The following is a 13840-nucleotide window of genomic DNA, read 5'->3' on the forward strand; positions in this document are numbered from 1 at the left end:
CCAATGAAAAGGCCGAGCCCCGTTCACCACAGGACTCGGCCCTTCCCCCTCCCGGGGCAGCGTATCGCTGACGCTTACGCGCCTTCGCGTGCCGCGCGCTTGCGCTCGTGTTCCTTCAGGAAGCGCTTGCGCAGGCGGATGCTCTTCGGCGTGATTTCGACCAGTTCGTCGTCGGCGATGAATTCCACCGCGTATTCGAGCGTCATCTGGATCGGCGGTACCAGGCGTACCGCTTCGTCGGTGCCGGAGGCGCGTACGTTGGTCAGCTGCTTGCCCTTGATCGGATTGACGACCAGGTCGTTGTCGCGGCTGTGGATGCCGATGATCATGCCCTCGTACAGCGGGTCGCCCGGCTTGACGAACATGCGGCCGCGATCCTGCAGCTTCCACAGCGCGTAGGCCACGGCCTCGCCGTCGTCCTGCGAGATCAGCACACCGTTGTGGCGCTCGCCCAGGCCGCCCTCGCGCACCGGCGCGTAGTCGTCAAAGATGTGCGAGATCAGGCCGGTGCCGCGCGTCAGCGTCAGGAACTCGCCCTGGAAGCCGATCAGGCCGCGCGCCGGAATGCGGTATTCCAGGCGGGTGCGGCCCTTGCCGTCCGACGCCATGTCGAGCAGTTCGCCCTTGCGGCGGCCCAGCTCTTCCATCACGGCGCCCTGGTGGCCGTCCTCGACGTCCACGGTCAGCAGCTCGTACGGCTCGTGCTTGACGCCGTCGATTTCCTTGAACACCACGCGCGGGCGCGACACGGCCAGCTCGTAGCCTTCGCGGCGCATGTTTTCCAGCAGGATCGTCAGATGCAGTTCGCCGCGGCCCGACACTTCGAACACCGTGTCATCGCCGGTTTCGGCCACGCGCAGCGCGACGTTGGACTTCAGTTCGCGGTCCAGGCGCTCGCGCAGCTGGCGGCTGGTGACGAACTTGCCTTCGCGACCGGCCAACGGCGAGGTGTTGACGCAGAAGTTCATCGTCAGCGTCGGCTCGTCGACCTTGAGCATCGGCAGCGCGTCCTGCGCGTCGGGCGCGCAGACGGTGCAGCCGATACCGAGCTCCTCGATGCCGTTGATCAGCACGATGTCGCCAGCCTCGGCCTCGGGCACGATCTCGCGCTCCAGGCCGCGGAACTTCAGCACCTGGTTGATGCGGCCCTTGATCGGGTTGCCCTCGGGACCGAACTTGACGACCACGTCCTGCAGCGGACGCGCGCGGCCGCGGGAAATACGGCCGACGCCGATCTTGCCGACGTAGCTCGAGTAGTCCAGCGAGATGATCTGCAGCTGCAGCGGACCGTCCGGGTCGTCGTTACGGACCGGCACCTTGTCGAGCACAGTCTCGAACAGCGGCTTCATGTCGCCGTCGCGCACGTCCTCGGTCAGGCCGGCGTAGCCGTTCAGGCCCGAGGCGTAGATCACCGGGAAGTCGAGCTGCTCATCGGTCGCGCCCAGCTTGTCGAACAGGTCGAAGGTCTGGTTGATCACCCAGTCCGGACGGGCGCCCGGGCGGTCGATCTTGTTGATCACGACGATCGGCTTCAGGCCCAGCGCCAGCGCCTTGCGCGTGACGAAGCGGGTCTGCGGCATCGGGCCTTCGACAGCATCGACCAGCAGCAGCACGCCGTCGACCATCGACAGCACGCGCTCGACCTCGCCGCCGAAGTCGGCGTGGCCCGGGGTGTCGACGATATTGATATGGGTGCCGTTGTACTCGACCGCACAGTTCTTCGCCAGGATGGTGATCCCGCGTTCCTTTTCCAGGTCGTTCGAGTCCATCACCCGCTCCGCAACCTGCTGGTTCTCACGGAAGGTGCCTGCCTGGCGCAGGAGTTGGTCCACCAGGGTGGTCTTGCCATGATCGACGTGGGCGATGATGGCGATATTGCGGATTGCGCGGGTCATTGCGGCTCTCGCTTGCAGCTGGGCATCAAAAATTCAACCCGCCATTCTAGCATGTTGCGACGCAAAACAGCGGAGCACGGCTCGGACTGTCTTTCGCCTTGCTGCAAGGCCTTGCGGCGCACTATTTCGAAATCAGAAATGACGAATTGACGTTCTTGCTGTTCTCTCAATCGCCGCATATATTTGCCACGACAAAGATTGCATAGGCAAATGATGAACAGCACCGGCACCGGCGATACCTTGCCCTTCGATCCCGCCTCCTATCGGATTTGCGACAGCGTCGGCTATCTGATGGCGCGGGCCAAGGGCGAGGTGTCGCGCGACGTCGAGCAGGAGGTCGGCGCGCTCGATATCACGCACGCCCAGGCCTCGTGCCTCGTGATGCTGGCTCACGACCGCGCCCGTACGGTGACCGACCTGGGCCGCGAACTGAATACCGATATCGGCTCGGTCACACGCCTGATCAGCCGCATGGAGAAGCGCGGGCTGGTCGAGCGCCAACGCAGCGACGCCGACCGGCGCATCGTCGATCTGCGTGTCACGCCGGCCGGCCTGGCGCTGGTCGAGCAGTTGCCCACGATCTTCTGCCGGGTGCTGAACCGGCGCTTTCGCGGCTTCTCGGAGGCGGAGATCGCCCAGTTCCGCGACATGCTGCAACGGGTGATCGCCAACAACTCCGGATAGCGGCGCCCCCGCACTCCAATCGTCCCCGATCCATCGGCGGCCCGTGCCCTGCGGCACCGGACCGCGGCATCCGTCTTTCGTTGTCGCCAACCCATGAACCACCAACTTTCGACTTCCCGCCGCGCCGTGGCACGGCAACCGGCCCGCCGCCTCGGCACCTTCGCGCTGAGCGCGCTGGCCGCCGCCGCGCTGGCCGGCTGCGCCGCCTTCGGCAACTCGCACACCACCCAGGTCATGACCGAACCCGCACAGCTCGCCACCGCGCAGACGCTGCCCGGCCAGCATGGCCAATGGCCGTCGCAGGACTGGGTCGACCAGTTCGGCGATCCGCAACTGCGCGCACTGGTCGACGAGGCCGTGCAGAGCAGTCCGAATCTGCAGGCGGCGCTGGCGCGCGTGCAGGCCTCGCGTGCGATGGCCGATGCCACCCGCAGCTCGCTGTATCCGCATATCGACTTCGATGCGTCGCTGACGCGTCAGCGCTTCTCGGAGACCGATCTGTATGAGGGCACGCCGCGCGCCGGCTCGTGGCAGAACCTGTCGCGGATGCAGGCCGGCCTGTCCTGGGACCTCGATTTCTGGGGCAGGAACCGCTCGGCGCTGGAAGCGGCGCTGTCCGACGACCGCGCCGCCGAAGCCGAAAGCCAGGCCTCGCGGCTGCTGCTGACCACCGCGGTGGCGCGCAACTACGCGCGGCTGGCCGCGCTGTTCGCGCAGCGCGATGTGGCCGAGCGCGCGATCGCCCAGCGCGGCGACCTGACCGAGCTGTCGCGCCAGCGCCTGTCGGCCGGTCTCGACACCCAGGTCGAAACCACACAGGCGCGCGCGACGGTGGCCTCGGCCCGCACCGATCTGCAGCGGATCGACGAAGAGATCGCGCTGGCCCGCAACCAGATCGCCGCGCTGCTGGGCAAGGGTCCGGACCGTGGCCTGGCCATCCAGCGGCCGACGCTGCTGGCGCATGCGACCCCAACGCTGCCGGACAACCTGGCGATCGACCTGCTCGGCCGCCGGCCCGACCTGGTGGCGGCGCGCTGGCGCGTCGAGGCTTCGTCCAAGGACATCGACGTCGCGCGCGCCGAGTTCCTGCCCAATGTCACGCTGAGCGCCTTCGCGGGCCTCGCCTCGCTCGATCCGTCCAACCTGCTGCTCGGCATCAGCCGCCAGTTCGGCTTCGGGCCGGCGGTGCGCCTGCCGATCTTCGAGGGCGGGCGGCTGCGCGCGAACCTGAAGGGCAAGCATGCGCAATACGACCTGGCGGTGGCCAACTACAACCAGACGCTGGTCAATGCGCTGCGCGAGACCGCCGATACGGTGACCAGCATCCGCAGCGTCGATCAGCAGATCCAGACGCAGCGCGAGGCACTGGAGCTGGCCGAGCACGCCTATGCGCTGGCCACCACCCGCTACAAGGCGGGCCTGGGCACGCAGCTGACCGTGCTGAACGCCGAAAGCAATGTGCTGCAGCAGCGGCGCCTGGCCACCGATCTGCAGGCGCGGCGACTGGATCTGCAGATGGCGCTGGTCAAGGCGCTCGGCGGCGGCTATCGGCAAGCCGGCGAGCCGGGCGATTCCGGGCCGGCACAGGCCGGGGGGGCCGCGGCGCCGGCGCCCTCCTCCGCCGCGACTCGTGCCGCGGCGCACGGCTGAGGCGCCCGAGCACCAACCACCCGACATCGAAGAACAACGACAACGTCCGAACCGTTTTTAGCGACCGACATCATGAGCGACCAACAACAGAACGCGGCGACCCGCACGCAACCCTCCGACAACAACAACGGCAAGCGCAAGCGCCTGCTGCTCTCGCTGACCGCCGCCGTGGTGGTCGCGGGGCTGGCCTACGGCGGCTACTGGGCCCTGTACGCGCGGCATTTCGAGAGCACCGACGACGCCTACGTCGCGGGCAACGTGGTCCAGGTGACCCCGCTGGTGCCCGGCACGGTGGTGGCGATCGGCGCCGACGATACGCAGCTGGTCAACGCCGGCCAGCCGCTGATCCAGCTCGACCGCGCCGACAGCGAGGTCGCGCTGGCCCAGGCCGAGGCCCAGCTGGCACAGGCGGTGCGCGAGGTGCGCACGCTGTACGTCAACAACGGCTCGCTGGCGGCCAACGTGGCGCTGCGCCAGGCCGATGTCGCGCGCGCCCGCGAAGACCTGAAGCGCCGCCAGGCGATCGCCGGCTCGGGCGCGGTCTCGTCGGAAGAACTCGCACATGCGCGCACCACGCTGCAGGCGGCCGAGTCGGCGCTGCAGGCCGCGCGCGAACAGCTCGCGTCGAACAAGGCGCTGACCGACCAGACCACCGTCGAAAAGCATCCGAACGTGCAGCGCGCCGCCGCCAACGTGCGCGCCGCCTATCTGAGCTATGCGCGCTCGCAGCTGCCGGCACCGGTGACCGGCTATGTCGCCAAGCGCTCGGTGCAGGTGGGCCAGCGCGTCAACGCCGGCGCGCCGCTGATGGCGGTGGTGCCGCTCGATCAGGTCTGGGTCGACGCGAACTTCAAGGAGGTCCAGATCACGCATATGCGGATCGGCCAGCCGGTCACGCTGCATGCGGACGTCTACGGTTCCGACGTCGAATACCACGGCAAGGTGGCCGGCTTCTCGGCCGGCACCGGCTCGGCGTTCTCGCTGCTGCCGGCGCAGAACGCCACCGGCAACTGGATCAAGGTGGTGCAGCGGCTGCCGGTGCGCATCGCGCTCGATCCGCAGCAGCTGAAGGACCATCCGCTGCGCATCGGCCTGTCGATGAACGTCACCGTCGACGTGCGCAAGACCGAGGGCGCGGCGATGACGACGACGACCGCCAGCAAGCCGATGCAGACCGATGTCTATGACAAGGTCGGCCACGATGCCGATGCGCTGATCGCGCGCATCATCGCGACCAACAGCGGCCGCCAGGGCGCCGAGCCGGCGGTGTCCGCGCCGGCATCCGCGGCCCGGGCATCGACTGCCAAGCCCGCCGCCACCGCGAAAGCGACTGTGAAAGCAACCACGCACGCCTGATCATGGCCGATACGCTGACCGCCCGCGAGGGCGCCGAACCCGCGCCGGCACCGCGGCCCGCGGCCCCGGCCCGCCCCGCGCACCAGGAACCGCTGACGGGCGGCAAGCTGATCGTCGGCACGATCGCGCTGTCGCTGGCCACGTTCATGAACGTGCTCGACTCGTCGATCGCCAACGTGTCGATTCCCGCGATCTCGGGCGACCTCGGCGTGTCGCCGAACCAGGGCACCTGGGTCATCACGTCGTTCGCGGTCGCCAACGCGATCTCGGTGCCGCTGACCGGCTGGCTGACCACGCGCTTCGGCGCGGTGCGGCTGTTTGTCACGTCGATCCTGCTGTTCGTGCTGTCGTCGTGGCTGTGCGGCGTCGCGCCGAACCTGGAAGTGCTGCTGGCCGCGCGGATCCTGCAGGGTGCGGTCGCCGGGCCGATGATTCCGCTGTCGCAATCGCTGCTGCTGTCGAGCTATCCGCCGCACAAGAGCACGATGGCGCTGGCGCTATGGGGCATGACCACGCTCGTCGCGCCGATCATGGGGCCGCTGCTGGGCGGCTGGATCTCGGACAACATGACGTGGCCGTGGATCTTCTACATCAATATCCCGGTCGGCATCCTGGCGGCGTACGCGACCTGGGTCATCTATCGCGACCGCGAGACGCCCAAGCGCGTGCTGCCGATCGATACCATCGGGCTGGCGCTGCTGGTGATCTGGGTCGGCGCGATGCAGCTGATGCTGGACAAGGGCAAGGAGCTCGACTGGTTCCATTCGACCGAGATCGTCACGCTGACGGTGGTGGCGGTGGTCGGCTTCCTGTTCTTCCTCGCGTGGGAGCGCTACGAGAAGCATCCGATCGTCGATATCAGCCTGTTCAACGGCCGCAACTTCAGCGCGGGCGTGGTCGCGATCTCGGTCGCCTACGGGCTGTTCTTCGGCAATCTGGTGATCCTGCCGCTGTGGCTGCAGACCATCGTCGGCTATACCGCGACCGATGCCGGCATCGTGATGGCGCCGGTGGGCATCTTCGCGATCCTGCTGTCCCCGGTGATCGGGCGCAATCTGCCGAAGATGGACCCGCGCTGGGTCGCCACCGCGGCCTTCGTCACGTTCGGCATCGTCAGCCTGATGCGTTCGCGGTTCACGATCGACGTGGACACCACCACGCTGATGATTCCGACGCTGATCCAGGGCGCGGCGATGGCGATGTTCTTCATCCCGCTGACGTCGATCATCCTGTCGGGACAGCCGCCCGACAAGATTCCGGCGGCCTCGGGCCTGTCGAACTTCGTGCGGATCACGTTCGGCGCGATCGGCGCCTCGGTGTCGACCACCGTGTGGGAGAACCGCTCGGCGATGCACCATGCGCACCTGGTCGAACAGGCCAATCCGTACAACCCGATCTACAACGCCCAGGTCGAACACCTGATGCAGCAGGGCATGAGCCATCAGCAGGCGGTCGGCATGATCGAGCGCACCATCTCCCAACAGGCGTCGATGCTGGGCGCCAACGATATCTTCTGGATCTCGGGGGTGATGTTCTTCGCGTTGATCGTGTTCGTCTGGCTGACCAGGCCGAAGAGTGGCGGAGGCGGGTCGGCGGATGCGATGGGGGCGCATTGAGGCTCCCGGTCCTGCGCACGCCGCTTGCCCTCTCCCCGGCCCCTGTCCCGCATGCGGGACAGGGGCCGGGGAGAGCGGGCTCCGACCGGATCAGTCCGCGCCCAATCTGACCAACCGCTCCGGCCGCAGCGCGCCCTCGCGCCATCTGGCCACGCCCAGCAGCCGCGGCGGTTCGCCGCCATAGACGCGCGCCAGCGTGTCTTGCTGCGATCCCAGACCTTCGAACGCCTGTGCCGGCAGATCGCGCCCGGCGATCCGTTGTCCCTGCAGAAAACGCTGCGTCGCGGCGGCGTCGAGCGTCACCGGCACGCAGCGCTGCAGCAGCGCGTCGACCGGCGCCAGCAAGGCCGGCCGTGCCGCGTCGTCGTGCTCGCCCAGCTGTTCCAGCGTGACCGCGCCGTCCAGCGTCAGATCGCCGACCGCGGTGCGCCGCAGCGCGGTCAGATGCGCGCCGCAGCCGAGCGCCTCGCCGATGTCCTCGGCAAGCGTCCGGATATAGGTACCCTTGCTGCACGTCACGCGCATCGCGAACACCGGCGCGGCGGGCAGCTCGCAGCCGAGCAATGCGATGTCATGGATCGTCACGCGGCGCGCCGCGCGCTCGACGGTCTGCCCGGCGCGCGCGTACTCGTACAGCGGCCGGCCGTCCTTCTTCAGCGCCGAATGCATCGGCGGCACCTGCTCGATCGCACCGACGAAACGCGCCAGCGCTTCGTTCAGCGCCGCGGCATCGCTGCCGACCGGGCGTTCGGCGATCACCTCGCCTTCCGCATCGCCGGTCGAGGTCCGCTGCCCCAACCGCACCGTCGCCTCATAGGTCTTGTCGGCATCGAGCAGATCCTGTGAGAACTTGGTCGCCTCGCCGAAACACAGCGGCAGCAGCCCGGTCGCCAGCGGGTCCAGCGTGCCGGTGTGGCCCGCCTTGTTGGCGCGCAGCAGCCGCTTGGCGCGGATCAGCGCATCGTTCGACGACAACCCGAGCGGCTTGTCGAGCAGCAGCACGCCATGCACGTCGCGGCGCGACAGCCGGGGCGGACGTGGAGCGTTGGAATCGGTCATGGAAGAGGAAACGGCGGGGAGCGGTGCCTTGCTCGGGAGAACGACGACGACGCAGGACGCGCCGGCGCCGCGGACTTACTCGTCCTTGGCGCGCGTGGCGTTGGCCTGGTCGATCAGCTTCGACATCTCGATCGCGTGTTCGACCGAGGTATCGTGGACGAAGCGAAGCGTCGGCACGGTATGGATATGCAGCCGCTTGAACAGCAGCGAATGCAGGTAGCCGGCCTTCTCGTTGAGGATCGCCTCGGCGTCGGCCGGTTCGGCGCCCAGCACCGTGAAGTGGACCTTGGCGTGCGCGTAGTCGGGCGTCAGCGACACCGATTGCAGCGTGACCAGGCCCAGGCGCGGGTCGCGCAGTTCGCGCTGGATCATCTCGGCCAGATCCTTCTGGATCTGATCGGACAGGCGCAGGTTACGGGAGGAAATATTGCCTTTCTTGGCCATGCGATACGACTTTGCCAGCGGCGTCGCCGGCGAAGGCGATGGGACCGACGGCGTGGATGGGCCGGCGGCGGCGGACCGGTGAAGGCCCGCCGCCGCGGCGCGCCGCCTTACAGCGTGCGCGCGACCTCGGTGATTTCATACACTTCGAGCTGGTCGCCTTCCTGAACGTCGTTGAAGTTCTTGATCGACAGACCGCACTCGAAGCCCTGCTTGACTTCCTTGACATCGTCCTTGAAGCGCTTGAGCGAATCGAGCTCGCCCGAGAACACCACGACGTTGTTGCGCAGCACGCGCACGAAGGCGCCACGCTTGACCAGACCGTCGGTGACCATACAGCCGGCCACCGCACCGATCTTCGGCACGCGGAACACCTGGCGCACCTCGACCTGGCCGATCGTCACTTCGCGCTTCTCCGGCGCCAGCATGCCCGACATCGCCGCCTTGATCTCGTCTACCGCATCGTAAATGATGTTGTAGTAGCGGATGTCGATGCCGTTGCTCTCGGCCAGCTTGCGCGCGCCGGCGTCGGCACGCACGTTGAAGCCGATGATGACCGCCTTCGATGCCGTCGCCAGGTTGACGTCCGATTCGGTGATGCCGCCCACCGCGCCGTGCACGATCTGCACGCGCACTTCGTCGGTCGACAGTTTCTGCAGCGACTGCACCAGCGCTTCCTGCGAACCCTGCACGTCGGCCTTGACGATCAACGGCAGCGTCTGCACTTCGCCCTCGGTCATCTGCTCCAGCATGGTCTCGAGCTTGGCCGCCTGCTGCTTGGCCAGCTTGACGTCGCGGAACTTGCCCTGACGGAACAGCGCGATTTCGCGCGCCTTGCGCTCGTCGGGCAGCACCAGCACTTCCTCGCCGGCCGCCGGCACCTCGGACAGGCCCTGGATCTCGACCGGAATCGACGGGCCGGCCTCCTTGGTCGGCTTGCCGTTCTCGTCGAGCATCGCCCGGACGCGGCCGTAGGCGCTGCCTGCCAGCACGACGTCGCCACGCTTGAGCGTCCCGCTGTTGACCAGCACGGTTGCCACCGGGCCCTTGCCCTTGTCCAGCTGCGCTTCGACGACCAGGCCCTTGGCCGGCGCGTCGACCGGCGCCTTCAGCTCCAGGATTTCAGCCTGCAGCGACACCTGCTCCAGCAGTTCTTCGACGCCCGCGCCGGTCTTGGCCGACACCGGCACGAACGGCGAATCGCCGCCGTACTCTTCCGGCACGACCTGCTCGGCCACCAGTTCCTGCTTGACGCGGTCCGGGTTGGCTTCGGGCTTGTCGATCTTGTTGATCGCCACCACGATCGGCACACCGGCCGCCTTGGCGTGGGCGATCGCCTCCTTGGTCTGCGGCATCACGCCGTCATCGGCGGCCACCACCAGGATCACGATATCGGTCGCCTTGGCGCCGCGCGCACGCATCGCGGTGAAGGCCTCGTGGCCCGGCGTATCGAGGAAGGTGATCACGCCGCGATCGGTTTCCACATGGTAGGCACCGATATGCTGCGTAATGCCGCCCGCTTCGCCGGCCGCGACCTTGGTGCGGCGGATGTAGTCCAGCAGCGAGGTCTTGCCGTGGTCGACGTGACCCATCACGGTGACGACCGGCGGACGCGGCAGCTGCTCGGCGTCCGACTGGTCCTCGCCGCCTTCGATCAGCAGCGCTTCCGGATCGTCCAGCTTGGCCGCCAGCGCCTTGTGGCCCATTTCCTCGACCACGATCATCGCGGTCTCCTGGTCCAGCACCTGGTTGATGGTGACCATCTGGCCGAGCTTCATCATCTGCTTGATGACCTCGGAGGCCTTGACGGCCATCTTGTGGGCCAGGTCCGCAACCGAGATGGTCTCGGGCACATGGACCTCGCGCACCACCGGCTCGACCGGTGCCTGGAAGCCGCTGCGGTCGTCCTGCTGATGCTTGCCGCCACGGCCGCGCGGGCCGCCGCGCCAGCCGCCGACACCGCCCGACGAATCGCCGCGGGTCTTCAGGCCACCGCCCTTCTTGCGCGAACCCTCGTCCTGCCAGGTCGACGAGCCCTTGACCACCTTGCCGGTCTTCTTGTCGACCGTCGTGGCAGCCACCGCGGGCTTCTTGTCGTCCTTCTTGGCCTCGACCGTGCCGGCCGGCTTGACCGGCTTGTGCAGCGTGCCGCTCTGCTCGGCCTTCTTTTCCTCGGCCTTGCGCTCGGACGGTGCCTTCAGCACGCGCGCCGGCGCATTGAGCATCTGCTGGATCGCGCGGGCCTCGGCCTCGGCGGCCTCGCGGCGCTTGCGGGCCGCGTCCTGCTCGGCGCGCACCTTGTCGGCGGCGGCCTTGGCATCGTCGGCGGCCTTCTGCGCGGCGGCGCGTTCGGCCGCCAGACGCGTCTTGTCGTCCTCGGCCTTCTTGCGGTCCGCGTCCTCGTTGGCCTCGCTCGCGGCGCGCGTCGCCGCGGCCTCTTCCTCGGCCTTGCGGGCGGCCAGCTCGGCCTGGCGGCGCTCTTCCGCCTCCAGCGCTTCCTGGCGTGCGCGGCGCTCGGCTTCCTCGCGTTCGGCCGCCTCCTGGCGGGCCTTCAGCTCGGCTTCCTGGCGCGCCAGCAATTCGGCCTGGCGGCGTTCCTCTTCGGCGCGGCGCGCCAGCTCGGCCTGGTCGACCACCGGCTCGGACACTTCCTGGCCGTCGGCCGCGCCATCGGCGGGCGTCTCGTCGCGCTTGATCAGCACGCGCTTCTTGCGCACCTCGACCTGCACCGTGCGCGTCTTCCCGGTCGCATCCGCCTGGCGGATCTCCGAGGTTTCGCGCTTGGTCAGCGTGATCTTCTTGCGCGAGCCGTCATCGGCCTGACCGTGCGAACGCTTCAGGTAGTCCAGCAACCTGGCCTTGTCGGTCTCGGTGACCACGTCCTCAGGCTTGGACTTGCCCACCCCAGCTGCCTGCAATTGTTCCAGCAGGGCAGCTGCGCTGCGACTCAGTTCTGCGGCCAGTTGGGCAACTGTTGTGCTTGCCATTCAAACCCTTTCAATGCTCGGTTTCTACGTCGGGACAGTCTTGTGCGGAAAGCGCGCTCTATGCGAACGTGTCCCTCAGTTGAACCAGTGTTCCCGTGCTTTCATGATCAGCGCCTTGGCTTCTTCTTCGCTGACCCCGGTCATCTCGACCAGTTCGTCGACCGCCAGTTCGGCGAGGTCGTCACGCGTGTGGATGTCGCCCTCGGCGAGCTTGCCGATCAGCTCCGGCGTCAGGCCGTCCAGCGAGCGCAGATCCTGCGACACCGACTCGACCTTCTCTTCGCGGGCCAGCTCCATCGTCAGCAGCGCATCGCGGGCGCGATTGCGCAGCTCGTTGACGGTGTCCTCGTCGAAGGCCTCGATCTCCATCATCTCGCTGATCGGCACGTAGGCGACTTCCTCGAGCGAGGAGAAGCCTTCCTCGATCAGGATGTCGGCCACTTCCTGGTCCACGTCCAGCTTGGACATGAACAGGCGCCGCACCACTTCGCTTTCCTCGGCCTGCTTCTGCGCCGATTCTTCCTGCGTCATGATGTTGATCTGCCAGCCGGTCAGCTCGGACGCCAGGCGCACGTTCTGTCCGCTGCGGCCGATCGCGACGGCGAGGTTTTCCTCGTCGACCACGACATCCATGCTGTGCTTCTCTTCATCGACGACGATCGACTGCACTTGCGCCGGCGCCAGCGCGCCGATCACGAACTGCGCCGGATCTTCCGACCACAGCACGATGTCGACCGCTTCGCCGCCGATCTCGTTGCGCACCGCGGTGACGCGGGTGCCGCGCACGCCGACGCAGGTGCCGATCGGATCGATGCGCTTGTCGTGCGCCACCACCGCGATCTTCGCGCGCACGCCCGGGTCGCGGGCGGCGGCCTTGATCTCCAGCAGGCCCTGCTCCATCTCGGGCACTTCGTTCTCGAACAGCTTGATCAGGAACTGCGGCGAGGTGCGCGACAGCTCGATCTGCGGGCCACGCGCGGTGCGGTCCACATTCAGGATATACGCTCGAACGCGATCGCCGGTACGCAGATTTTCCTTCGGAATGATCTGATCGCGCGCCAGCAACGCCTCGACACGGCCGGACTCGACGATCAGGCCCTTCTTGTCGGCGCGCTTGACCGTGCCGGTCATGATCTTCTCGCCACGCTCCAGGTAATCGTTGAGGATCTGCTCGCGCTCGGCGTCGCGGATCTTCTGCAGGATCACCTGCTTGGCGGCCTGCGCGCCGATGCGGCCGAATTCGACCGATTCGATCTGCTCCTCGACGAATTCGCCCAGTTCGATATTGGCATCCTGCTCACGGGCTTCGAACAGCAAGATCTGCTTGTCCGGCTCCTGCAGGCCCTGCTCGTCGGGCACCACCAGCCAGCGGCGGAAAGTCTCGTGCTCGCCGGATTCCCGATCGATGTGCACACGGATATCGACGTCTTCCTCGAAACGCTTCTTGGTGGCCGAAGCGAGAGCCGCTTCGAGCGCACCGAATACCACATCCTTGTCGACGTTCTTCTCGCGCGCAAGCGCATCGACGAGCAACAGAACTTCGCGGCTCATTGCTTGTTCCCTTTTCTCTGATTTCCTTTGAAGTCGATTACCGGCACCAGGCGCGCCTTGTCGACATCGGATACGGTAAATTCCAGCAGCGCCGGGCCATCCTTGCCCTCGAATTCCAGGCCGATCTTCTCGGCGCCGGGCTCGCCGGTGGGCGGCTGCAGGATGCCGACGAAGTTCTTGCGGCCGTCGATCGGCAGGCGCAGCGTCACGCGCGCCTCCTCGCCGGCAAAGCGAACATAGTCGGCCAGTTTTTTCAGCGGACGGTCCAGTCCCGGAGAGGAGACCTCGAGCCGTTCGTAATCGACGTTCTCGACGGTCAGCACATGAGTCAGCTGGCGGCTGACCTTCTCGCAATCCTCGATGGCAATGCCGGTGTCAGGCTGATCGATATAGACGCGCAGCAACCCGCCTGGGGCGCGTTCGAGTTCGACCAGCTCATACCCCATGCCGGTCAATGTGGTTTCGATCAAATCTGCCAGATGCACTGTCGTTCCGAAAAATGGCCATCAAACTACCGGGCGAGGCCGCGGCGAATGGCCGGCTGCCTGCCGTCATCTCCGGCGGAGCCCCACATCGCGATTTTCCGCGTGTTCGGACGATC

The 13840-nt window shown here is 67.2% G+C and carries 10 protein-coding genes; 4 read left to right on the forward strand and 6 right to left on the reverse strand.

Going from position 1 to position 13840, the window contains the following annotated elements:
* Nucleotides 1–74 precede the first annotated feature (74 nt).
* Nucleotides 75–1895, reverse strand: coding sequence for a translational GTPase TypA (gene typA, locus FOB47_RS18615; protein WP_053822007.1), 1821 nt, complete (start codon nucleotides 1893–1895; stop codon nucleotides 75–77).
* A 210-nt stretch (nucleotides 1896–2105) separates the two neighbouring features.
* Between typA and FOB47_RS18620 the strand changes: the two genes are divergently transcribed.
* The 4 genes from FOB47_RS18620 to FOB47_RS18635 all read left to right on the forward strand — a co-directional run bounded on the left by FOB47_RS18620 (nucleotide 2106) and on the right by FOB47_RS18635 (nucleotide 7201).
* Complete coding sequence (locus tag FOB47_RS18620; protein ID WP_174781792.1) at nucleotides 2106–2579, forward strand: MarR family winged helix-turn-helix transcriptional regulator; 474 nt, start codon at nucleotides 2106–2108, stop codon at nucleotides 2577–2579.
* 93 nt (nucleotides 2580–2672) lie between these two features.
* Entirely contained in the window at nucleotides 2673–4229 is a 1557-nt protein-coding gene (locus FOB47_RS18625; RefSeq protein WP_174781793.1) for an AdeC/AdeK/OprM family multidrug efflux complex outer membrane factor, read from the forward strand.
* A gap of 72 nt (nucleotides 4230–4301) precedes the next feature.
* Nucleotides 4302–5585, forward strand: coding sequence for an HlyD/EmrA/EmrK family protein (locus FOB47_RS18630; RefSeq protein ID WP_053822009.1), 1284 nt, complete (start codon nucleotides 4302–4304; stop codon nucleotides 5583–5585).
* Between the two features lie 2 nt (nucleotides 5586–5587).
* A complete protein-coding gene (locus tag FOB47_RS18635; RefSeq protein WP_151023373.1) occupies nucleotides 5588–7201 on the forward strand; it encodes a DHA2 family efflux MFS transporter permease subunit in 1614 nt (537 codons plus the stop codon).
* Between the two features lie 90 nt (nucleotides 7202–7291).
* Here the strand turns inward: FOB47_RS18635 and truB are convergent, their stop codons facing one another.
* The 5 genes from truB to rimP all read right to left on the reverse strand — a co-directional run bounded on the left by truB (nucleotide 7292) and on the right by rimP (nucleotide 13724).
* Nucleotides 7292–8260, reverse strand: coding sequence for a tRNA pseudouridine(55) synthase TruB (gene truB, locus FOB47_RS18640; RefSeq protein WP_174781794.1), 969 nt, complete (start codon nucleotides 8258–8260; stop codon nucleotides 7292–7294).
* Between the two features lie 75 nt (nucleotides 8261–8335).
* Nucleotides 8336–8704, reverse strand: coding sequence for a 30S ribosome-binding factor RbfA (gene rbfA, locus FOB47_RS18645; protein ID WP_053822012.1), 369 nt, complete (start codon nucleotides 8702–8704; stop codon nucleotides 8336–8338).
* Between the two features lie 107 nt (nucleotides 8705–8811).
* Nucleotides 8812–11688: a translation initiation factor IF-2 gene (infB, locus tag FOB47_RS18650; RefSeq protein WP_053822013.1), complete on the reverse strand. Its 2877-nt coding sequence runs from the start codon at nucleotides 11686–11688 to the stop codon at nucleotides 8812–8814.
* Between the two features lie 75 nt (nucleotides 11689–11763).
* Nucleotides 11764–13239, reverse strand: a complete 1476-nt coding sequence (nusA, locus tag FOB47_RS18655) for a transcription termination factor NusA (RefSeq protein ID WP_053822014.1) — start codon at nucleotides 13237–13239, stop codon at nucleotides 11764–11766.
* Nucleotides 13236–13724 (reverse strand): ribosome maturation factor RimP, encoded by a 489-nt coding sequence (gene rimP / locus FOB47_RS18660; RefSeq protein WP_053822015.1) that lies wholly within the window; start codon nucleotides 13722–13724, stop codon nucleotides 13236–13238. The genes nusA and rimP overlap by 4 nt, the downstream gene beginning before the upstream one ends.
* Nucleotides 13725–13840: the final 116 nt, after the last annotated feature.

This window comes from Cupriavidus gilardii (assembly GCF_013347325.1).
Classification (GTDB): domain Bacteria; phylum Pseudomonadota; class Gammaproteobacteria; order Burkholderiales; family Burkholderiaceae; genus Cupriavidus; species Cupriavidus gilardii.

What these genes read in the sequence shown, in the direction of transcription:
- typA (WP_053822007.1), bottom strand. Translation starts at nt 1,895, where the DNA reads ATGACCCGCGCAATCCGCAATATCGCCATCATCGCCCACGTCGATCAT.
- FOB47_RS18620 (WP_174781792.1), top strand. Translation starts at nt 2,106, where the DNA reads ATGATGAACAGCACCGGCACCGGCGATACCTTGCCCTTCGATCCCGCC.
- FOB47_RS18625 (WP_174781793.1), top strand. Translation starts at nt 2,673, where the DNA reads ATGAACCACCAACTTTCGACTTCCCGCCGCGCCGTGGCACGGCAACCG.
- FOB47_RS18630 (WP_053822009.1), top strand. Translation starts at nt 4,302, where the DNA reads ATGAGCGACCAACAACAGAACGCGGCGACCCGCACGCAACCCTCCGAC.
- FOB47_RS18635 (WP_151023373.1), top strand. Translation starts at nt 5,588, where the DNA reads ATGGCCGATACGCTGACCGCCCGCGAGGGCGCCGAACCCGCGCCGGCA.
- truB (WP_174781794.1), bottom strand. Translation starts at nt 8,260, where the DNA reads ATGACCGATTCCAACGCTCCACGTCCGCCCCGGCTGTCGCGCCGCGAC.
- rbfA (WP_053822012.1), bottom strand. Translation starts at nt 8,704, where the DNA reads ATGGCCAAGAAAGGCAATATTTCCTCCCGTAACCTGCGCCTGTCCGAT.
- infB (WP_053822013.1), bottom strand. Translation starts at nt 11,688, where the DNA reads ATGGCAAGCACAACAGTTGCCCAACTGGCCGCAGAACTGAGTCGCAGC.
- nusA (WP_053822014.1), bottom strand. Translation starts at nt 13,239, where the DNA reads ATGAGCCGCGAAGTTCTGTTGCTCGTCGATGCGCTTGCGCGCGAGAAG.